Source organism: Paenibacillus sanfengchensis, assembly GCF_036864765.1.
Classification (GTDB): domain Bacteria; phylum Bacillota; class Bacilli; order Paenibacillales; family Paenibacillaceae; genus Fontibacillus; species Fontibacillus sanfengchensis.
In genome coordinates this window covers 1-21,304 of the sequence record NZ_JBAGJC010000005.1, presented here as the reverse complement: position 1 = coordinate 21,304, position 21,304 = coordinate 1, and the positions used below count along the sequence as shown (strand labels likewise).

The 21,304-nt window shown below is 52.1% G+C and carries 15 protein-coding genes; all 15 read left to right on the top strand.

The genetic code is table 11. From position 1 onward, the window contains the following. Positions 1 to 245 precede the first annotated feature (245 nt). The 15 genes from adhE to tnpA all read left to right on the top strand — a co-directional run bounded on the left by adhE (position 246) and on the right by tnpA (position 21,169). On the top strand, positions 246 to 2,861 hold the full coding sequence (gene adhE / locus V4U84_RS11970; RefSeq protein ID WP_334071719.1) for a bifunctional acetaldehyde-CoA/alcohol dehydrogenase: 2,616 nt from the start codon (positions 246 to 248) through the stop codon (positions 2,859 to 2,861). 254 nt (positions 2,862 to 3,115) lie between these two features. Beyond that, positions 3,116 to 5,386, top strand: a complete 2,271-nt coding sequence (gene pflB / locus V4U84_RS11965) for a formate C-acetyltransferase (protein WP_334071717.1) — start codon at positions 3,116 to 3,118, stop codon at positions 5,384 to 5,386. A gap of 68 nt (positions 5,387 to 5,454) precedes the next feature. Continuing rightward, on the top strand, positions 5,455 to 6,198 hold the full coding sequence (gene pflA, locus V4U84_RS11960) for a pyruvate formate-lyase-activating protein (RefSeq protein ID WP_334071715.1): 744 nt from the start codon (positions 5,455 to 5,457) through the stop codon (positions 6,196 to 6,198). 194 nt (positions 6,199 to 6,392) lie between these two features. Further along, positions 6,393 to 7,775: an ABC transporter substrate-binding protein gene (locus tag V4U84_RS11955; RefSeq protein WP_334071714.1), complete on the top strand. Its 1,383-nt coding sequence runs from the start codon at positions 6,393 to 6,395 to the stop codon at positions 7,773 to 7,775. A 104-nt stretch (positions 7,776 to 7,879) separates the two neighbouring features. Next, positions 7,880 to 8,764 (top strand): carbohydrate ABC transporter permease, encoded by an 885-nt coding sequence (locus tag V4U84_RS11950; protein ID WP_334071713.1) that lies wholly within the window; start codon positions 7,880 to 7,882, stop codon positions 8,762 to 8,764. Continuing rightward, positions 8,764 to 9,591: a carbohydrate ABC transporter permease gene (locus V4U84_RS11945; RefSeq protein WP_334071712.1), complete on the top strand. Its 828-nt coding sequence runs from the start codon at positions 8,764 to 8,766 to the stop codon at positions 9,589 to 9,591. Before V4U84_RS11950 ends, V4U84_RS11945 begins: the two co-directional genes overlap by 1 nt. Positions 9,592 to 9,658: 67 nt before the next feature. After that, on the top strand, positions 9,659 to 11,476 hold the full coding sequence (locus tag V4U84_RS11940) for a cache domain-containing sensor histidine kinase (RefSeq protein WP_334077265.1): 1,818 nt from the start codon (positions 9,659 to 9,661) through the stop codon (positions 11,474 to 11,476). Further along, complete coding sequence (locus V4U84_RS11935) at positions 11,473 to 13,140, top strand: helix-turn-helix domain-containing protein (protein WP_334077264.1); 1,668 nt, start codon at positions 11,473 to 11,475, stop codon at positions 13,138 to 13,140. Before V4U84_RS11940 ends, V4U84_RS11935 begins: the two co-directional genes overlap by 4 nt. Positions 13,141 to 13,159: 19 nt before the next feature. Then, positions 13,160 to 13,561 carry a glycoside hydrolase family 3 N-terminal domain-containing protein gene (locus V4U84_RS11930; RefSeq protein WP_334077263.1) on the top strand — a complete coding sequence of 134 codons (402 nt, stop codon included), beginning with the start codon at positions 13,160 to 13,162 and terminating at the stop codon, positions 13,559 to 13,561. Beyond that, positions 13,452 to 14,789: a glycoside hydrolase family 3 protein gene (locus tag V4U84_RS11925; protein WP_334077262.1), complete on the top strand. Its 1,338-nt coding sequence runs from the start codon at positions 13,452 to 13,454 to the stop codon at positions 14,787 to 14,789. Before V4U84_RS11930 ends, V4U84_RS11925 begins: the two co-directional genes overlap by 110 nt. Before the next feature lie 158 nt (positions 14,790 to 14,947). Next, entirely contained in the window at positions 14,948 to 17,221 is a 2,274-nt protein-coding gene (locus tag V4U84_RS11920; protein ID WP_334071708.1) for a stalk domain-containing protein, read from the top strand. Positions 17,222 to 17,371: 150 nt separating this feature from the next. Continuing rightward, a complete protein-coding gene (locus V4U84_RS11915; RefSeq protein ID WP_334071707.1) occupies positions 17,372 to 17,836 on the top strand; it encodes a Fur family transcriptional regulator in 465 nt (154 codons plus the stop codon). Positions 17,837 to 17,856: 20 nt separating this feature from the next. Continuing rightward, positions 17,857 to 18,108 carry a membrane protein insertion efficiency factor YidD gene (yidD, locus tag V4U84_RS11910; RefSeq protein WP_334071706.1) on the top strand — a complete coding sequence of 84 codons (252 nt, stop codon included), beginning with the start codon at positions 17,857 to 17,859 and terminating at the stop codon, positions 18,106 to 18,108. Positions 18,109 to 18,538: 430 nt separating this feature from the next. Then, entirely contained in the window at positions 18,539 to 20,515 is a 1,977-nt protein-coding gene (gene metG, locus V4U84_RS11905) for a methionine--tRNA ligase (protein ID WP_334071705.1), read from the top strand. A 183-nt stretch (positions 20,516 to 20,698) separates the two neighbouring features. Further along, positions 20,699 to 21,169: an IS200/IS605 family transposase gene (gene tnpA / locus V4U84_RS11900; protein WP_148450426.1), complete on the top strand. Its 471-nt coding sequence runs from the start codon at positions 20,699 to 20,701 to the stop codon at positions 21,167 to 21,169. Positions 21,170 to 21,304: the final 135 nt, after the last annotated feature.

Genomic DNA, 21,304 nt, shown 5'->3' with positions numbered 1-21,304 from the left:
AGACGGAGAATAAACCCGTGATGTAAGGAAGATATGAAAACGAATTGTGAAAAAACAAACACCAAGATGAAATAAAAGCAATTGTTTTAAACTACGTGAAAAAATTCACTATACAAACTTAAGCGGATGTGGTATGCTTTAACCATCAAGAGAAGCGCAAGGCTTCACAAGGATAAACCAGAAAGTGAAATTATTCACAATATATAAAAGGTTTATCCATAACCCCACTTAGGAGGATGAGAGAAATGGCCGTTAAGAATGATGCGACGACGAAAGCAGCCCCAGACGCACAGCAGTACACCCAAACTTTGATCGACAAGGCAAAGAAAGCATCCGAAGCGTTCATGAGCATGGATCAAGAGCAAATTGACAAAATCGTACAAGCGATGGCCTTGGCCGGACTCGACAAGCATATGTATCTGGCGAAGATGGCCGTTGAGGAGACCGGACGCGGCGTTTATGAAGACAAGATCATCAAGAACATGTTCGCGACCGAATACATTTACCACAGCATCAAATACGACAAAACGGTAGGTGTTATTGAAGACAACCAATTCGACAGCTTCCAGAAAATCGCCGAACCGGTGGGCATCATCATGGGGATTACTCCGGTAACGAACCCAACGTCCACCACGATTTTCAAATCGTTGATCGCCATCAAGACACGTAACCCGATCATCTTCGGCTTCCATCCATCCGCTCAGAAGTGTAGCGCGGAAGCGGCGAAGATCTTGCTCGAGGCCGCAATCAAGCACGGAGCTCCGGCCGATTGTATTCAATGGATCGAGAACCCTTCGATGGATCGTACGAACGCGTTGATGAATCATCCTGATGTGGCCTGCATCTTGGCTACAGGCGGTTCGGCGATGGTGAAGGCCGCATACAGCTGCGGGAAACCGGCTCTCGGCGTAGGTCCTGGTAACGTGCCTTGCTTCATTGAGAAGAGCGCAAACCTGGATCAAGCGGTGAATGACCTGATTCTGTCGAAAACGTTCGACAATGGCATGATTTGCGCATCCGAGCAAGCGGTTATTATAGAAGAACCGATTTTTGACCAAGTGAAGAAGAAAATGATTGCCAATGGCTGCTATTTCGTAAATAAAGACGAAGCCGCCAAATTGACCGCCGGTGCGATCATCGCCGAGAAGTGTGCGGTCAATCCTAGCATCGTAGGTCAATCGGCCGTTAAAATTGCAGAAATGTGCGGCATCGATGTACCGGCCGGAACCAAAGTTCTCGTAGCCGAAATCGAGGGCGTAGGTCCTAAATTCCCGTTGTCCGCAGAGAAACTGAGCCCGGTACTCGCTTGCTATAAAGTAAAAAACGCCGAGCAAGGGATCGAACGCGCGCTGGAAGTCGTTCAATTCGGCGGCATGGGACACTCGTCGGTCATTCATTCAAATAATGAAGAAATTATTCAGAAGTTCTCCGACCGCATGCCAACCTGCCGGATCCTGGTGAACCAGCCATCATCGCAAGGCGGTATCGGCGACATTTACAATACGAACCTGCCGTCGCTGACGCTGGGCTGCGGATCGTATGGTCGCAACTCGACATCGTCGAACGTAACGGCTGTAAATCTGATCAACGTGAAAAGGGTGAATCATCGTACCGTGAATATGCAATGGTTCAAAGTACCGAGCAAGATTTACTTCGAGAAAAACTCGACCCAATATCTTGCCAAAATGCCGGACATTTCCCGCGTCCTGATCGTAACCGACCCAATGATGGTGAAACTGGGCTATGTGGAAAGAGTGGAACATTACCTGCGTCAACGCCAAACGCCTGTAGCTATCGAAGTATTCTCGGATGTAGAGCCGGATCCATCCACAACGACAGTACAGCGCGGTACCGAACTCATGGAGAAATTCCAGCCGGACTGCATTATCGCTCTCGGTGGCGGCTCGCCAATGGATGCCGCGAAAGGCATGTGGCTGTTCTATGAATATCCGGACACCGATTTCCATAACCTGAAGCAAAAATTTATGGATATCCGCAAACGGATTTACAAATATCCGCGTCTTGGCCAAAAAGCTAAATTCGTAGCGATCCCTACGACTTCGGGTACCGGTTCGGAAGTAACCTCGTTCGCGGTTATCACCGATAAAATCAACGGCAACACCAAATATCCTTTGGCCGACTACGAGCTGACACCGGATGTAGCGATCATCGACCCGGAATTCGTGTACAGCTTGCCGAAAACCGCGGTGGCCGATACAGGGATGGACGTATTGACGCACGCGATTGAAGCTTATGTATCGGTTATGGCTAACGACTATACGGACGGTCTCGCGATCAAAGCGGTTCAACTGGTGTTCCAATACCTTGAGAAATCGGCTTTGACCGGCGATAAACTGGCTCGCGAGAAAATGCACAACGCTTCGACGCTGGCAGGTATGGCCTTCGCGAATGCGTTCCTTGGGATCAACCACAGCTTGGCTCATAAATGGGGCGGACAGTACCACACCGCACATGGCCGGACCAATGCGATCCTGATGCCGCATGTCATCCGCTACAATGCCAAGAAACCTACCAAATTCGCGGCATGGCCGAAATATACCAACTTCGTTGCCGACGAACGCTATGCAGAAATCGCCCGCATTCTGGGATTGCCGGCCCGCACAACGGAAGAAGGCGTGAAGAGCTTGATCAAAGCCATTCGCGATCTGAACAGAAAACTGGGCATTCCGGAAACTTTCCAAGAGCTTGGCTTCGATCCGAAAGACTTCGAATCGCGCGTTGACTATTTGGCGGATCGCGCTTTCGAAGACCAATGTACTACGGCCAATCCGAAGCTTCCGCTCGTTAGCGAACTTGCCGAAGTATACCGCGATGCTTTCTATGGAAGATTTGAAGAATAAGTGAACAATGGGCTGTGAAAACGTGACAAATATCACTTGATGTGATATTTGTCACAATCTTTCTATAGGGATTGTTATATCATAAAAATATAAATGATCCCTAGTACGTTGGTAAGTTCAGAGGAGATCATCAACAACGGATCAAGGACTTATCGGTGTCTAAAATGTGAAAATTATCACAAATTTTAGGGATCATGAGGCGCGGCATTATCCTTCAACGCCGCGTACTTCAAATATATATGGAGGGATTACAGATGTCGGTGATTGAGAGAGAAGTACAAAACACGCAAGAAGTTCAAACGGCTTGGAGAGGCTTTAAGAAAGGCAAATGGATGAAGGAAGTGAATACACGCGACTTCATCGACACGAATATTAAACCTTATGAAGGAGATGAGTCCTTCCTGAAAGGCGCCACAGCCAATACAAAGGCGCTGTGGGATATTATTTCCGATTTGTCCAAGAAAGAAAGAGAAGCGGGCGGCGTTCTTGATGTTGATGTTCATAAACCATCGACGATCATCTCCCACGCACCCGGCTATCTGGACAAAGAGAAGGAACAAATCGTAGGCGTACAGGGGGATGCTCCTTTCCAACGCACGATTCATCCTTTTGGCGGTATTAACATGGTAATCAATTCTTGCAAGGCATATGGTTTCGACCTGCCTGGCGAGATTGTAGATATGTTCACCTCAATTCGCAAAACACATAACCAAGGTGTATTTGATGCTTATACATCCGATATGAGAGCTGCCCGTAAAGCGGGGATTATTACCGGGCTTCCGGATGCTTACGGCCGCGGCCGGATCATTGGGGACTACCGCCGTGTTGCCCTTTACGGGATTAACTTCTTGATTAAACAAAAACAAAAAGAACTGAAGGATCTCGAGGTCGACGTGATTGATGAAGACGTAATTCGTCTTCGCGAGGAACTGTCCGAGCAAATCCGCGCTTTGGGTGAATTGAAACAACTTGGCGAAATGTACGGCTTCGATATTTCCAGACCGGCGGAAAATGCGAAGGAAGCCTTCCAATGGTTGTACTTCGGATACTTGGCAGCTGTCAAAGAACAAGACGGCGCCGCGATGTCCCTGGGCCGTGTATCTTCTTTCCTTGATGCTTATATTGAACGCGACCTGGCCGAAGGCACACTTACCGAGGAAACTGCACAAGAGCTAGTCGACCATTTCGTAATGAAGCTTCGGATCGTTAAATTCCTCCGTACTCCGGAATACAATGAGCTGTTCAGTGGTGACCCAACCTGGGTAACCGAATCGATCGGCGGGACAGCAGTAAACGGTACGACAAGAGTAACCAAGAACAGCTTCCGTTTCCTGCATACATTGTACAATCTGGGACCTGCGCCAGAACCAAACTTGACGGTTCTTTGGTCCGAGAAGCTGCCTGAAGGCTTTAAGAAATATTGCGCCAAGGTTTCTATCGAAACCAGCTCGATCCAGTATGAAAACGATGATTTGATGCGCCCGATCTACGGTGACGATTATGGCATCGCCTGCTGCGTATCCGCAATGGAAATCGGGAAACAAATGCAGTTCTTCGGTGCCCGCGCCAACTTGGCAAAAGCGTTGCTGTACGCCATCAATGGCGGTAAAGACGAGAAATCCGGAGCACAAGTTGCCCCTGAATTCCCGGCCATCACTTCCGAATATCTGGAATACGATGAAGTCATGAAACGCTTCAAACCGATGATGGAATGGCTTGCGAAGCTCTATGTAAATACGCTTAACGTCATTCACTACATGCATGACAAATACTGCTATGAACGCATTGAAATGGCACTGCATGACCGCGATATTCTTCGTACGATGGCTTGCGGTATCGCCGGGCTGTCGGTAGCGGCCGACTCGCTTAGCGCAATTAAATACGCCAAAGTAAAACCGATCCGCAACGAACAAGGCGTTGCCGTTGACTTTGCAATCGAAGGCGACTTCCCTTGCTACGGCAACAACGACGACCGCGTGGACCAAATCGCCGTCGGCCTTGTAGAATCGTTTATGGGTATGATTCGCAAACATAAAACTTACCGTAATGCGATGCCGACACAATCGGTCTTGACGATTACCTCGAACGTAGTTTACGGTAAGAAAACAGGCTCCACGCCGGACGGACGCAAAGCGGGAGAACCTTTTGCACCGGGGGCCAACCCGATGCACGGCCGGGATAAGAAGGGCGCGCTTGCCTCGCTCAGCTCCGTAGCCAAACTTCCGTACGAACACAGCTTGGATGGGATTTCCAACACCTTCTCGATCGTGCCTAAGGCGCTGGGTAAGGAGTCGGATGGCCGCAAGTCCAATCTGGTATCGATGATGGACGGTTATTTCGGCAGCAAGGCTCACCACTTGAACGTAAACGTGTTTGACCGTGAACAGCTCATGGACGCTATGGAGCATCCTGAGAACTATCCGCAATTGACGATCCGCGTTTCGGGTTATGCTGTAAACTTCATTAAGTTGACCCGTGAGCAACAACTCGATGTTATCAACCGGACGTTCCACGGTTCCATGTAAGCAGAGGAATATAGTAGAGATAGCAGCTTGGACAAACGGCAGCTTAAACCTAGAAGGAGTGACGAAATATGCTTAAAGGTCGTATACATTCATTGGAAACTTTCGGAACGGTGGATGGCCCGGGTATTCGTTTCGTCCTCTTCATGCAGGGCTGCCTGCTGAAATGTCAGTATTGTCATAACCCGGATACCTGGAGCCTGACGGACGGGAAGGAGATGAGCGTAGAAGAGGTTTTGGCCGAAATCGAGCCTTACCTGCCTTACTACCGTTCATCAGGCGGCGGGTTGACGGTATCCGGCGGAGAGGCTACTCTGCAAGCCGCCTTCGTAACCGAGCTATTCCGTGAATGTAAGAAGCGTTGGAATCTCCATACGACGCTGGATACCAACGGTTACAACGAAGGCGATAAGATTCGCGACCTTCTGGATGTTACGGATCTTGTCCTCCTGGATTTGAAGCATATTGACAACGAGAAGCATATCAAGCTTACCGGCAAGCCAAACGATCGGATGCTGAGAATGGCAGAGTGGTTGTCGGAGCATAACCGCAAAATGTGGATCCGCCATGTCTTCGTTCCAGGCATCCATGATGATGAGCAGGATTTGCTGAACCTCGGCCGCTTTATCGGTGGATTGCAGGGAGTTGAGAAGTTTGAAATACTCCCGTATCACCAGATGGGGATCTACAAATGGCAGGAGCTTGGCTGGGATTATCCGCTGGATGGAGTTCCTTCGCCGACATCGGAGGAGATCGAGCGGGCAGATCGGCTGATTGAAGAGGGTCGGAAGCAAGTAGCCGCTGCGAAATCGTGAATTCGCAGCGCAACGAACAGAATAATTGAATATGGTTATTAACGATGAAACGGTTGAACTTAGGTTCAGCCGTTTTCTTTTTTCGTTAGATGATTTTATCCCCTGAGTAGAAAAATGTCCTCCTTACCAACAAAGAATGCGCTTTCTATAATAAAGGTGTAGCAAAACCAGATCATGAGGAGGGTCACAGAAAGATGAAAAAGAGCTTCGTTATGCTGTTAAGTTTATTTCTTTTGACCTCGATGCTGCTGGCCGGTTGCGGAAAAGCCGCAAATGAGGGAGCTTCAGGAACGAACGGGGAGCAGCCTGCGGCCAATAACAAAGGGGCGGAACCGCAAGCCAGCTCGGAACCGTTTGAGATTACGATCCGTCATACCCAGGTGGGAGAATCCAAAAAATTCCGGCTGGCTTTGCTGGAGGATGTGGTCAAAAAGACGCAAGAAGCGGTTCCGGGACTCACGATTAAGCTGGATGCCGTAGATTCCGAGGTGAATCGGAAGGAGAAGTTGAGAGGCGAAATGGCCGCAGGAAAACCGCCGGAAATCTTCGACGTCTTCGGCAGTCCGGATGCCGCCCTTTACGCTAAAGAAGGCTTGATGCTGGATCTGACGCCAATTCTGGAGGAACTCGGCCTCAAAGATAAATTCACAACCTTGGCCCCGTTCACGCATGACGGAAAAATTTATGGGCTGCCGATCGGTGGATCGATTGAAGGATTTTTCTATAACAAAGCGTATTTTGAGCAAAAAGGACTGAAAGTACCAACCACGCTGGATGAACTGGAAAAGCTGGCGGAGACGATCAAGGCGGACGGCAAAATTCCATTTGCTCAATCCTCCAAGGATGCTTGGATTCCGCTAATGACGACCAACAACTTGTGGTCTTACTATGGAGGGCCGGAAATTACTTACGGCTTCAAAACGGGCGAAACGAAATGGACGGATGAAAATATGGTCAAGGCCGTAGCCAAACACCAGGAGTGGGTGCAGAAAGGTTTTTACAAGAAAGGCGAGCTCGGTTTTGAATATGCGGATATGCGGAATCAGATCATTACGGGCGAAGCGATCATGATGATGGATGGCTCCTGGGCCAATTCGGTGTTCCGGGATCCCGCGCAGGCGGGCGATATGGTCGGCAAAATCGGATTCTTCAACATGCCGCCAATGAAAGCAGGAGACCCGGTCGTGGTGATGCAGGACGCGAACAACGGTTACGGCTTCTCCAGCAAGGTTGCGGAAGATCCGCGGAAGCTGCAGGCCGTCAAAGAGTTTATCAAAAACATGTGGACGGAGGAAATGCAACTTCGCGGGCTGAAGGAAGACGGCGTGCTGCCGGCCATGAAAATGGATCTGGAACAAATGAAGACCACTTCGGACGATCCGCTTATGCAGGATATTTTCAAGGCGGTGAGTGAGATCGGAACCTCGTTCCCGGCTTTTGACGCGCTTGTGCAAGCGGAGGTCAATACGGCGCTCAGCTTGGGAATCCAGCAAATCATCGGCGGTGAAATCGAACCGGCTAAAATGCTGGAAAATATCCAGGCGGCCCAGGATGCGGCAAACGCGGCCGAGCAGTAATAAGGCCCGCCAAAAGCGACTGACGTAGATGAAGGGCGCCTCCCGCCTCGATTAGGGGGCGCTCTTTTTTCATAAAATTTTAGGCATCCGCCACGGAGGTTACTATGAATAAAGCGCTAAGAAATCCGCTGATCTATGTATTGTTTGTGCTTCCGGCATTCGTGCTGTTTCTCGCCTTCTTTATCTATCCGATTTTGGGTGCGATCAACAACAGCTTCACGAGCTGGAACGGGATTTCCAAGAATGTCACTTACATCGGCTTTGAGAACTATTATACCGCCTTTCAAGATGTGGCCTTTTGGAAATCGGTACGAAATAATGTTTATTTCATATTGTTCTCCTGTTTGATCCAAGTTCCATTGATTATTCTCTTCTCCCTGCTGATTGCCAATGTGAAACGCCTAAAAGGCTTGTACAAAACGGCGGTGTTCATGCCGTCCATCATGTCCACGGCCGTTATCGGCATATTGTGGGGCTTCATTTACAATCCCGATTTCGGGCTGGCTAATGAAGTTTTAAGCGCGTTCGGCATCCCGCAGGTTTACTGGCTGTCGGATAAGAATTGGGCGATGCTGTCCATTTTGATTACGAATGCTTGGCAATGGACCGGGTTTTATATTGTGATGGTTTTGGCCGCCATCATTTCCATTCCCAAGGAGCTGGAAGAAGCGGCGGCGATCGATGGGGCCACAGGGTTTCAGCGGGCCACCCGGATTACGATTCCGCTCGTGATGCCGATCATTTCCGTCGTCATCATGCTGTCCATGGCCGGGGCCATGAAGGCGGCCGATATCGTGCTGGTCATGACCAAGGGGGGGCCCGCCGGTTCGACGGATGTCATGGCCACTTACATGATTCGCTATGCCATTACGAGCTTCAGGCATGGTTACGGTAATTCGATCGCCGTGCTGATCTTTATTTTCACGATCGTCCTAACCGCGCTTTATCAACTGGTGGTGGCAAGACGGACAGAAAGGATTGAATACTGATGAGAGCATTTAAAAAAATCGTTCCGCATATTTTTCTGATGGGTTATTTGCTTATCATCCTGTATCCGTTCCTGTTCGTCCTGTTTTCTTCCGTAAAAACGAACAACCAGGATATCGCGACGAATCCGTTCGGTTTGCCGGGTTCGGTGACTTTTGATAACTATGTTAATGCTTGGGTTAACGCCAAGATCAACACTTACTTTTTCAACAGTTTATATATCGGTGTTGTTTCCGCCTGTTTATCTATCCTGTTCGCGGCCATGTTGGCTTTTGCCGTAACCCGGATGCGCTACAACCGGGTCAGCGCCGCCTTGTTTCAACTGATTTTGCTCGGGATGCTCATCCCGAACAATTCGCTCCTGCTGCCGATCTACGGCGTCATGCGAAACTTGAACATCCTTGATACGCATATGGCTTTGATCCTGCCGTATATCGCCAATGCCATTCCGTTCTCGGTCATTATTCTGGCGGCATTCATGCGCTCGCTGCCCGGAGAGATCGAGGAGGCGGCCGTGATCGACGGGCTGGGCTCGGCCGGACTCTTCGCCAAGGTTGTTATCCCGCTCACCGTACCCGCGATCGTCACGGTTTTTATCATCAATTTCCTCGGGAACTGGAACGAGTTTTTGCTCGCCAACTATTTCTTGTCGAGCGACGAGCTCCGGACGCTGCCTGTCGGAATGGTGGGTTTCCGGGACGCCTACAATACGAACTATGCCCAGATGTCCGCCGGCATCGTGTTCAGCGTGCTGCCGGTCATGATCATCTATGCCATTCTCCAGGAGAAAATCATAGAAGGAGTTACGGCCGGGAGTGTCAAAGGTTAATAGAGCGCTTTTTAGAGACGGGAAGAACTCATGAATTGCGCACTTCATTATCGGGAGCGGAGCGCCAATGAATCTGCGCATCAAACTGTTTACGGCGTTTCTCGGTCTGGTTATTATACCTTTGTTTATCCTCGGTATCATCACCTTTATTGTGACGTTCCGGTCGATCGAGACGAAATACAGTCAGCAGGCCGAATACTCGCTGAAGGCGATCGGTTACAGCATTACGAATGTGTTTCATGAGATGGATAATGTGACGGATAACGGGATCGCCAAGGGAGTTTTTCAGGAAGCGTTGAACTCGCGGGACCCGGACGCCCAGGATTTGACGGCAGCCGACCAACTGGAGCTGAACGCCAACCAGCGTAATTTCCGTTCGCTGCTGTACAATCATCCGGCCATTGACTATGCATTTTTGTACAAAGTCCAAAGCGACCGGGAATCGCAGGTCATTACGATTTTTAATAAGGAAAATTTCGAGACTCTGCCCTATGAGGAATTCAAAGAGCATACCCTTTACCGGGAGGTCGTGGACTTGAACGGGGTGCCGCGATGGATCGCGCCGCTGGAGTATCCCGAACTTACCGGAACGGATAGCGTGTTCACGCAGATCCGGCTGATTAAAGACCTGGAGAGCTTTAAGCGGGTAGGGGTATTGTTCGTCCAGATCAAAAGCTGGGAGTTTGAAAAAATATTTCAAAGCATGACCCTCGGCAGCAAGCTGCGGGATACGCGCTTTTATCTGGTCAACGATAAAGGACAGGTGCTGTACGATTATCCCTCCGAGCTGACGGGGCAGGTGTTGGATAAGGATCTCCGGGAAAGGCTTGTCGGCGCTCGGGACGCCTTCAGTTACCGCGGCAAATTCAACGGAGAAGAGAGCGTTATCTCCATACATCAATTAAAGGACTATCCGTGGAAGGTGGTATCCGTGACCTCCTGGCGTTATTTGTCCCAGGAAGTGATGACTTTTGCCAAATGGTTTGTGGCGATTATTCTCGTTTGCGTCCTGACGGCAATGCTGTTCAATGTGCTGTTTGTGAACCGGATTACGGGAACGATCGGCGTGATCGTGCGCTTTATGAGAAAAGTCGAGGACGGGGATCTGAACGCCAGGGTGGACGAAAAGGGGGATGATGAGCTGCTGCTGCTGCAGCAAGGCTTTAACAGCCAAATGGACAAAATCAACGCATTGTTCGACCAGGTCAAAAAGGAGCAGCATCAAAAAGCGAATGCCGAGCTTCGGGTGCTGCAGGCGCAAATTAAGCCGCATTTTCTGTTTAATACGCTGGAATCCATCAATGTGCTCGCGGTTCAAAACGAGGGCCGCAAAGTAAGCGAGATGGTGCTGCGTCTTGCCCGGATTTTACGGATCAGCATTCAGGACAAAGAAGAGATTCCGCTTCGCGAGGAAATCGAACATATGCGGAGCTATCTCGAGATTCAGAAGTTCAGATTTGAGGACCTGTTCGAATATCGGATCGACATCCCCCCTGAGCTTATGAACTGTATGGTGCTAAAGCTGACGCTTCAGCCGCTGGTGGAAAATAGTATTCAACACGGTTTTGAAGGGATTTCGTACAAAGGGGTCCTGCGGGTATCCGGCCACTCGGAAGGGGAGCGTTTTATCCTGAGGATTGAGGATAACGGCATCGGAATAAGCCGGGAGCAGTTGTCGCTCATCCACTATGCGGATACCGGAAATCAGCCGGAGGCCGAGAGCGGAACAGATCAAGAGCGAAAAGGGCTTGGGTTGCGCAGCGTTTATGACCGTTTACGGTTTCAATACGGAAGCAGATACGGCCTGTTTATTTGTTCGCATCCCGGCAGCGGTACGATCATCCAATGTGTTATCCCGAAATCCGAATGGGGGGAGTCGAGATGAAGCTGAAGGTTTTGCTGGTGGATGATGAGCTGCCGATTCTGAATAACTTAGCGAAAGTGATTCCCTGGGAAGCTTTGCATTTCGAAGTGATCGGTTTGGCCAGGGAAGGGAACCAGGCTTTGGAAGCAGCCCTGTTGCACGGACCCGATTTGATTTTGAGCGATATCCGAATGCCGGTGATGGATGGGCTGACCTTAATCCGGAAAGTCCGGGAACATGGCTTGGATAGCGAAATTTTGCTGCTGACCGGGTACCAGGAGTTTGAGTATGCCCGGACCGGCATTAAGTACGGAGTCCGCGATTATATTTGCAAGCCGATCGATTATTACGCCCTTGAGGAAACGGTGCGGCGGCTGGCGGGTCAGATTGCGGACAAAAGAAACAGGCAATTCCGGCAGCGCCATTTAAACCGGATGGCCCACTGGTTGAGCGAAAAATACCTCCTTTATTCGCTGCTGGGACAGGTAACGGAGGAAGACCAGGGGTGGTGGGACGAGGAGGAGGAACGGGAGACCGAACGAACTGAGGGGAGCGCCGGCCTGAACGGGGAAGCCATCCAAAATCCGAAGCCCAATCATTACAGCCTGCTGCTGCTGGAGGCGGAAGGGTATGCCGGAAGGTCCTTATCCTGGTCTTTCACCGAACGAAAAAGTTGGAATTTACAAATCAAACAGCAGTTAAAGGATTTGTTTCAGCCTTTATTGAGGGAGCATATCATTACCCAGTTGAGGGAAGGGGAATGGTGTCTCCTCTATCCCGCGGATACGGAAGAGGATTTATCAAAGGAACGATTTCGGCCTTTTTATGAGCGGTTGCAAGCGTGGGTAAGAGGGGAGAAGGGAGGAATGGCGATCCGCATGTGTCTTGAAGCGGGTTGCCTGGCAAGGTCGGACCTGCACTCCGCCTATCAGCGCCTACAGCGATTGTTGCTCTCGGGGCCGGCGGAGGAATGGTTTTTGCGGGCGGATGACCTGCCTTCACAGGAGGCCGGGCTTCCCGTGGAAGAAGAGGATGCCGACCGCTGGGTCTATATCGAAGAGCTCGGGAGCGCGCTCCGTCATGGCCCCCCGGATGCATTAAACCGAATCGCGGACGGTCTTACCCAGTATGCGGAGCGCATGGCCGGAACACAGCGGACGGGCGAAGCCGAACGAATGCTGAATTATGTGCTGATCCATCTGATGCGCGAGCTGCGTGAACTGCGGGTACTGACAGGAGAGGATGAGGCCGTCGTTTGGGGACGGCTGCAGGAATCCCTCGGCTTAAAAGACCTGCTCGCGTTGGCCAAATCGCTGCTGAATCGAGCCTTAACATGTCACGTCGGCAGGAAATCCGCAGAGATGCTGATGCACTCGGCGCAGAGCTACATCCGCGATCATTTGGCCAATGATTTCGGGATCGAGGAGATCGCCGATTTTCTCGGAATCAGCTGCAGCTATTTCTGTCTGCTCTTCAAAAACCATTTCGGCGAAACCTTTGTGGAATATTTAACCCGGCAGCGGATGGAAATGGCTAAGGATTTGCTGAGCGGCAGCGACAAAACGATCGCGCAAATCTGCTCGGCCGTCGGTTACCAGGAGCGCCGTTACTTCTCCAAAGTCTTTCAGAAATATACCGGCATGACGCCCTCGGATTTTCGAATTCAGCAATCGCGCGTAACTTAAAGAAAGCGGGTGAAAAAGTTTGGATCTGTCCTTACTAACCTTGGACCAAAAAATCGGCCAGCTCTTCATATGCGGGTTTCACAGCCTGGAAGCCGATGAACAAATTCGCACGCTGGTCAAGGATTACCATGTCGGAGGTACTGTATACTTCCGCCGGAATGTGGAATCCGTTCCCCAACTGGCGGCCTTGTCCGCCGATTTGCAGCGGCTTCCGCGCAGCCTGCCGGACATTCCGCTGTTCATTTCCATCGACCAGGAGGGCGGCATGGTATCCCGTCTGGACCATGCAGGGAAGCCGGATCCCCGGAAACATGACGCTGGGAGCGGCCGGAGTTGTTGGTCTGACGCAGCGCACGGCCGAGCTGGCGGCCAAAGAAATGATCGCCCTCGGCATCAACTTCAACTTCGCCCCCTGCGTTGACGTGAACAACAATCCGGCCAATCCGGTCATCGGGGTCCGTTCCTTCGGGGAGGACCCGGACAAGGTGGCGGAGCATGGGGCAGCGGCGATCCGCGGATACCAGCAAACCGGCGTGATCGCGGCGGCGAAGCATTTTCCCGGCCACGGCGACACGACCGTCGATTCCCACCGCGGGCTGGCGGTGGTGCCCCACGATAAGCAGCGCCTGCACCGGATCGAGCTCGTTCCGTTCGTGAAGGCGATCGGGGCCGGCGTCGATGCGATTATGACAGCGCATGTGGCGTTTCCGGCCTTTGAGCCGGAGGGTACGCCGGCCACGCTCTCCGGGCGTGTGTTGACCGATCTGCTCCGCGGAGAGCTCGGTTTTGAAGGCGTGATTGTCACCGACTGCCTGGAAATGCACGCGATCTCCAAATCCTGCGGCATCGCCGAGGGGGCGGTGCGGGCCATCGAGGCCGGGGCGGATTTGGTACTCGTCAGCCATACGCTCGGAGATCAGATCGCGGCGATCCGGGCGGTTCGGGAGGCAGTGGCTGTCGGCCGACTCAGCGAAGAAGTGATCAACCGGTCGGCGGGACGTGTACTTGCTTTAAAGGAGAAGCGGATCGGGAAGTTACCGCCGGCTCCAGAGAAGAAAACTTCGGTTCCCGTGCCTTTAACGCCGCAGGCAGAGAGCGGCGCGCTCCTGACCAGGGTCGCCGAAAGCAGCGTAACCCTGGTCAAGGATACCGGGAACCTGCCTTTCGATCCGGCGGAGGGCATGCTTGTCGTGTGGCCCGAGCTCCGTCACCGGACGGAAGTGGATGAACCCGCGGTTCACCGCTATACGCTGGCCGATGCCCTCAGGCGGCACGGGGAGCGGGTCTCCTTGTCCGTGATCGGTACGCACCCGACGGAGCGGGAGATTGAAGATGTGCTCAAGCAAAGCCGGGATTTTTCGCAAATCGTGGTCGTCACTTATACGGCGGAAGGAGAAATTCCGGAAGGCCAAGCGCGGCTGGTTCAGGACTTAAACCTGCTTTATGGCTCGCGATTCGTCGTGGTTTCCAGCCGGAATCCCTATGACTTGCAGTATTTTCCGGAGGTGGGCACTTATCTTTGCCTATACGAAAACCGTTCCTTTGCGCTGGATGCCTTAGCCAACGTACTCACCGGAACAACCGCTCCCCGCGGTTCGCTTCCGGTAAGCCTGGACTCCCGATACCGCGCCGGGTTCCGGTTGCCATAATCAAAATCAAGCCAAGCGGCGGATCCAACCCGTTTAATGGATCGCGCCGCTTTTTTTACATTGCTGTAATATTTACAGAAACTTTTTACGGGAAGGCGCGTTTAATAGTATGTGTGATTTTGAGAGAGTCAAATATGGGAGTAGAGAAGGAGTCTAGCATGAATTTCAAACGATTGGTCATTACTACGATTTTAGCGCTTTCGCAGGTTGCGATGGTACTTCCTGCCAGTGCTGAAGAAGCAGCCACACCTCCCGCTTCGAACGGAGCGAACGCAACAAGTCAAAACCAGATCACTAGTGGAAATGGGGATACGTCGAACCAGACGGCTGATCCGAACGCTACCCAAGGGAATGGGCAGACGGGGGATCAGACTTCGGAAGATAAACAGGGGAACAACGCTCCGGCCGGTACCGGTGCGGAAGGCAACGGAGAGGGAGCGGATGGCACGGTAAGTGAAGATCCCGCAACGCAGGTTCCGGCCAACCAGGGTACGACAAACCAGGTTCCGGGAACTACGGAGGAACCGCCTGTTTTTAACTCTACGTCGAGCAATACCACCGGCTCCGGCCAGTTGGTACTGATGATGAATAGCAAGAAGATGTACCAGAACGGCAAGGAATACCTTGCGGGCTATCCGATGGAGGTCAAGGCTGGCGTTTCCTACGTTTCGATCCGGGCGATCGTGGAACGCGCGGGCTTGAAGATCGCCTACGACGGCAAAACCAAGGAAACGGTGATCACGCGCGGCACTGACGAGCTCCGCTTTAAAGTAAACAGCGCCAGTTATAAGGTGAACGGCGTTGCGACCGCCATGAAAGGCAAATCCTACTCCGTCAAAAATAATTTTATGGTACCATTGACGGCGATCACCAAGGCTTTGAACATCAAGTACGAGGTGGATCTGAAAGGAAAACGCGTCATTCTGAATCTTGAGACGAAACCGAAGGCTTCCTTCTCGATCGGAAACAAAGAAGTTATTGCGGGCGAAACGTTCGTTCAGTACGTGACGGAATCCTCCTCGCCGATCGGACTTCCGATCGTCAATGAAGAGTGGCAGGGCCGCGAGGAAGTGTTCAATTCGCCGGGAATGTACGTCGTTACTTACCGGGTGCAGGATTCCAGCGGACAGTGGAGCGATCCGTTCTCGCTGACAATTGAAGTCAGAAAGCCGCATACGCCTCCGGTGGCGAATTTTACGACCGACAAAGATACGTATAAAATGGGTGAGTTCATTACGTACACGGACTTGAGTACCGACGAGGTCGGAATCAAGAGCCAGGACTGGGAAAATCGGGAGTACGCTTTCTTTTCGCCGGGCCCCGTGACGATCAAGTTGACGGTTACCAATGAGTTCGGTTTGACTTCAAGCGTTGAAAAAACGATCACCATTACGAATGAGACGTTGTACACCCGGGACGAATTCAACAAGCTCTTTATTCCGGTCGGCGAGAAATACGGCTTCGACGGAACCGATGTTCCGTCTTGGGAAAAAGCAAACTATCAGTTCACTTCGGAACCGACGACGTTAATCCGCAGCAACAGCCCTGAAACGGTGTATTCCGAAGGGATTTTGTACCGCGAATCGACCGTGGGGGCTACCCGGTTTATGGTTCACCATGTGAACGCGACCGGGAAGAGCGTGAAGATGTATATCATCGCCTCCAACAACAATGCCGAGGCGGTGCGGTTGACTCAGACCAATCTCGGATTTGCCGGACCGAATCAATCCGCGGTGGGCGTCGGTAAAGCGTCGGTACAGCGGTATTACGAGTCGATGCAAAACGGCAGCAAATATAAGGAAATGTGGATTGCTCCGGGGGAGAAAAAGCTGGTGATGACCGAGCTGAACGCGGGAGCCATGAAGCAGGGCGATGTTATTTCCCTACTGGCCGACCTGTACAGCGATAACACGCTGCAATACGATGTGATCATGATCGGGGCGGACAAGGATCCGTTAACCACGCTTCCTTGGTTGAGCCTCCTGGACCGGGATAAGCACAACCGCGGTACGTTCCCTGAAGCGACACGACATATCGAATACGGTGAATTGATCGGCACGAAACCGACCCGCCTTTTGATCGGCGACAACTCCAGCGATCCGTTCCTGGTCGGTTACGATACGCCGAGAAATGGCGAGTACACCCTCAACGCCGGAAACTTCGGTGTACTGTACACGATCAAGCTTCATCGCGTTGCTCCGAACACGCTGATTACATTTAATCCGCGCGGCGGATTCTATACCGGCTATATCATGGTCAACGGAGAAATCGTGCCGATGGCCAAAGAAAGCGGCATTAACGCACCGAACGAGAACAGCGTTGTGTTCCGGTCGGGGGACACCGAGCAAACCGTGGAATTCCTGTTTACGGCCGCTCCGGGCAGTAACTTGTCCGTGAACCTGCTGTTCCAGCCGCTCCCGGCGAAGAAATAGCCTTAATTGCTTATGGCGCGGGTGCGCAGAAGGGCTCTACCCTCTGCGGCCCGCGCTTTTTAATATTGGCCTTGTTTCATTGACGAGGGGCCCTCATTTGCGGCATTATTATAGAAGTGACGCATGAAGGAAAGACGGGAGGAATGTCGCATGCTGTCAACGGAAGAGATTATTTCGGTCATGTCCGCGCAAGGACTGAGAATAACGGATCAGCGAAGAAGTCTCGCGAAGCTGTTTGCCGAAAATGACGGTTATTTAACGCCGAAGGATGTTTATGAATATATGAGCAGCAAGTATAGCGGACTTAGTTTTGATACCGTGTACCGCAATTTACGGGTCATGGAGGAGCTGGGGGCGATCGAGCAGATCGTGTTTGAAGACGGTTTGAAATTCCGGGCGAGCTGCAGCAGCGAAGGTCATCATCATCACCACATGATCTGCTTACAATGCCAAAAAACGTACCCGATCCATTTTTGTCCGATGCCGCTGACCGATGCGCCCGAAGCCTTCCAGGTAGTGAAGCACAAATTCGAGGTGTTCGGATACTGTAAAAATTGCCAGCGGGAAGGTTCGCCGGGAGGCGAGGCGGCCGGTAAGCCGGCCAAGCAAGGTTGAGAAGGAAGAGGAAGGTTCCTATGGGGATTACCAGAAAGGCATTTCAAGGTCCGATTGTTTTTTACCGGAAATTTATTTCTCCGCTGAAGCCGCCGACCTGCCGTTTCTATCCGACCTGCTCCGCCTATGCTTTGGAGGCGATCGAGGTTCATGGGCCGCTCAAAGGTTCGTGGCTCGCGGCCAAGCGCATCGCCAAGTGCCACCCCTTTCATCCGGGCGGCCTCGATCCGGTTCCCCCGCGAAAGAAGGGCAAGCCGGGAGATGTCGGATGATTCGGCTCCCGGTTGAGACCGAGAGGAAACGGGCTTGACCCCTATCCAGATGTTCATATCGGCAGAATGCGGGGGCGGCTTGACAGGGGGACGTTTTTTTTCATAAGATAGTTTTATAATTAAATTTCCAATTTTCGATGAACGGATAAGTACTAGGATTTAGGCCAGCTACAGAGAGCCGGGGGAGCTGTAAACCGGTCTGGTCTAACCTTGGAAGATGGTCCGGGAGAAACCGCATTCGAGTCGCCGGCGAAATGGCCGGGATAAGGTTGTGGCGCGGCATCCGGCGTTAATGGAGGGTCCGGCAGGACCGACTGAGTCCGTACGCTGTGAAGCGGCGGGGAAATTGGGTGGTAGCGCGTGAGTTTCTCTCGTCCCATGTTGGGGCGGGAGTTTTTTTGTTTTTTACAACTAAAAGGAGCTGAAAAAAATGTCCGAAAAAAAGACGTTTTACATCACAACCCCGATCTATTATCCCAGCGACAAGCTGCATATCGGGCACGCTTACACGACGGTTGCGGGCGACGCGATTGCCCGTTACAAGCGGCTGCGCGGTTTTGATGTCCGCTATTTGACGGGAACCGACGAACACGGTCAGAAGATTGAGCGCAAGGCAAGCGAGACGGGGAAAACCCCGCAGCAGTTTGTCGACGATATCGTGATCGGAATTAAAGAGCTGTGGAAGAAGCTCGACATTTCGAACGACGATTTCATCCGTACGACCGAACCGCGTCATAAAGCGGTTGTCGAGAAAATTTTTGACCGTCTGGTGGAGAAAGGCGATATTTACAAAGGGGAATATGAGGGCTGGTACTGTACCCCGTGCGAATCCTTCTTTACGGAGCGCCAGCTCGTCGAAGGCAATTGTCCCGATTGCGGGCGTCCGGTGGAATTGGTCAAGGAAGAAAGCTATTTCTTCCGGATGAGCAACTACGTCGACCGGCTGCTGAAGTATTACGAGGAGAATCCGGGCTTCATTCAGCCGGAATCCCGCAAAAACGAAATGATCAACAACTTCATCAAGCCGGGGCTGGAGGATCTTGCGGTATCGCGGACCACTTTTGACTGGGGCGTGAAAGTCAAAGGGGATCCGAAGCACGTCGTCTATGTGTGGATTGACGCTCTGTCCAACTACATTACGGCTTTGGGCTACGGGACCGACAACGAGGAGTTGTTTAACCGCTACTGGCCGGCCGACGTGCACTTGGTCGGGAAAGAAATCGTGCGCTTCCACACGATTTACTGGCCGATTATGTTGATGGCGCTGGATTTGCCTTTGCCGAAAAAGGTGTTCGGCCACGGCTGGCTGCTGATGAAGGGCGGCAAAATGTCCAAATCCAAAGGGAATGTCATGGACCCAGCGGTGCTGATCGACCGTTACGGCCTCGATGCCACCCGCTATTATTTGCTGCGCGAGGTGCCTTTTGGCGCCGATGGCTCGTTTACGCCGGAAAGCTTCGTCCAGCGCGTCAACTCCGATCTGGCCAACGATCTTGGCAACCTGCTGAACCGGACGGTGGCGATGGTCGGCAAGTATTTTGACGGTGAAGTGCCGGCTTACCGGCCGAACGTTACGCCGTATGACGCCGATCTTTCCAAGCTTGCGCTGGAAACGGTCGAGAAGGTGGAAGAGGTCATGGAAAATCTGGAGTTTTCCGTGGCGTTGTCCGCCATCGGCGCGTTTATCGGGCGGACCAACAAATATATCGATGAAACCCAGCCTTGGGTGCTCGCCAAAGACGAGGCGAAAAAGGATGAGCTGGCTTCGGTGATGGTCCATCTCGTCGAGTCGCTGCGGATTGCGGCGATCTTGCTCCAGCCGTTCCTGACCCAGGCGCCGGCCAAAATCTGGGCCCAGCTCGGCTTGACGCCGGGCGAACTGACCGTCTGGGACAGTGCCAAAACCTTCGGCCTCGTACCGGCCGGAACGAAGGTCGGCAAGGGCGAGCCGATCTTCCCGCGGCTCGACGCCGAGCAGGAAATCGAGTACATCGCGAACTCGATGTCCGGCGGGTCTGCGCCAGCGGCTGATGCCCCGGCTGAGACGGCCGGTGCGGGCGCTCCGGCGAAGCCGGAGATGAAGGACGAAATCGGCATCGACGATTTCGCCAAGGTCGAGCTGCGCGTCGCCGAGGTGCTGGCTTGCGAGCCCGTGCCGAAAGCCGACAAGCTGCTCAAGCTGCAATTGGACCTCGGCTTCGAGCAGCGGCAGGTCGTTTCCGGTATCGCTAAATTCTACAAGCCTGAAGACCTGGTCGGCCGTAAAGTCATTTGCGTCACGAATCTCAAGCCGGTGAAACTGCGCGGCGAATTGTCCCAAGGGATGATTCTGGCGGCCTCGCAAGGGGACCAGCTTACGTTGGCCACGGTGCCCGATTCGATGCCGAACGGCGCTGTAGTCAAATAAAAACGTCCGTTGTTAACCTTACCGTCAAGGGCTTTGCCCTTGGCGGTTTTTTTGTCTAAGAAAACCCCCAGTTCGACTGGGGGTTCAGGAAAGCTTATAGCTATGAGTAAAAATCCCTTGACCTTTATGATAAGATAGTAGCCGGTCTGCCAACCGCACAATCAAATCAAGGAGGGCAAGGGAATGGATAAGAGCAGTCTAGCACATACGCGCTGGAACTGCAAATACCATATTGTATTTGCACCAAAGTATAGACGGCAAGTGATCTACGGGAAGTTAAAGCGAGAAATTGGGAAAATCATTCGAGAATTATGTGAGCGTAAAGGTGTGGAAATCCACGAAGCAGAAGCATGTCCGGATCATATCCATATGTTGGTGAGTATTCCGCCAAAGTTGAGTGTATCGGAGTTTATGGGGTATTTGAAGGGGAAAAGTTCGCTCATGATCTTCGATAAATTTGCGAATCTGAAGTACCGATACGGAAATCGCCAATTCTGGTGTAGAGGCTATTTTGTGGATACGGTAGGACGAAACAGGAAAGCGATCGCCGAGTACATTCGGAATCAGCTAACGGAAGATAAGAACTACGAACAACTCACGATGAAAGAACTGTTCGACCCGTTTACGGGTGAGTCGGTAGGAAAGGGCAAATAAAAAAAGCCCCTTTGAGGGGCAAGCCCGAGACCGCACGCGGTTGGCAGACTTTCAGTGCGCCTTCTTAGGCGCTTGCTAGTACCATGCCCTTATAGGGCTGATGGAAGCCACCGGCTAAGCCGGTGGTTATGACTG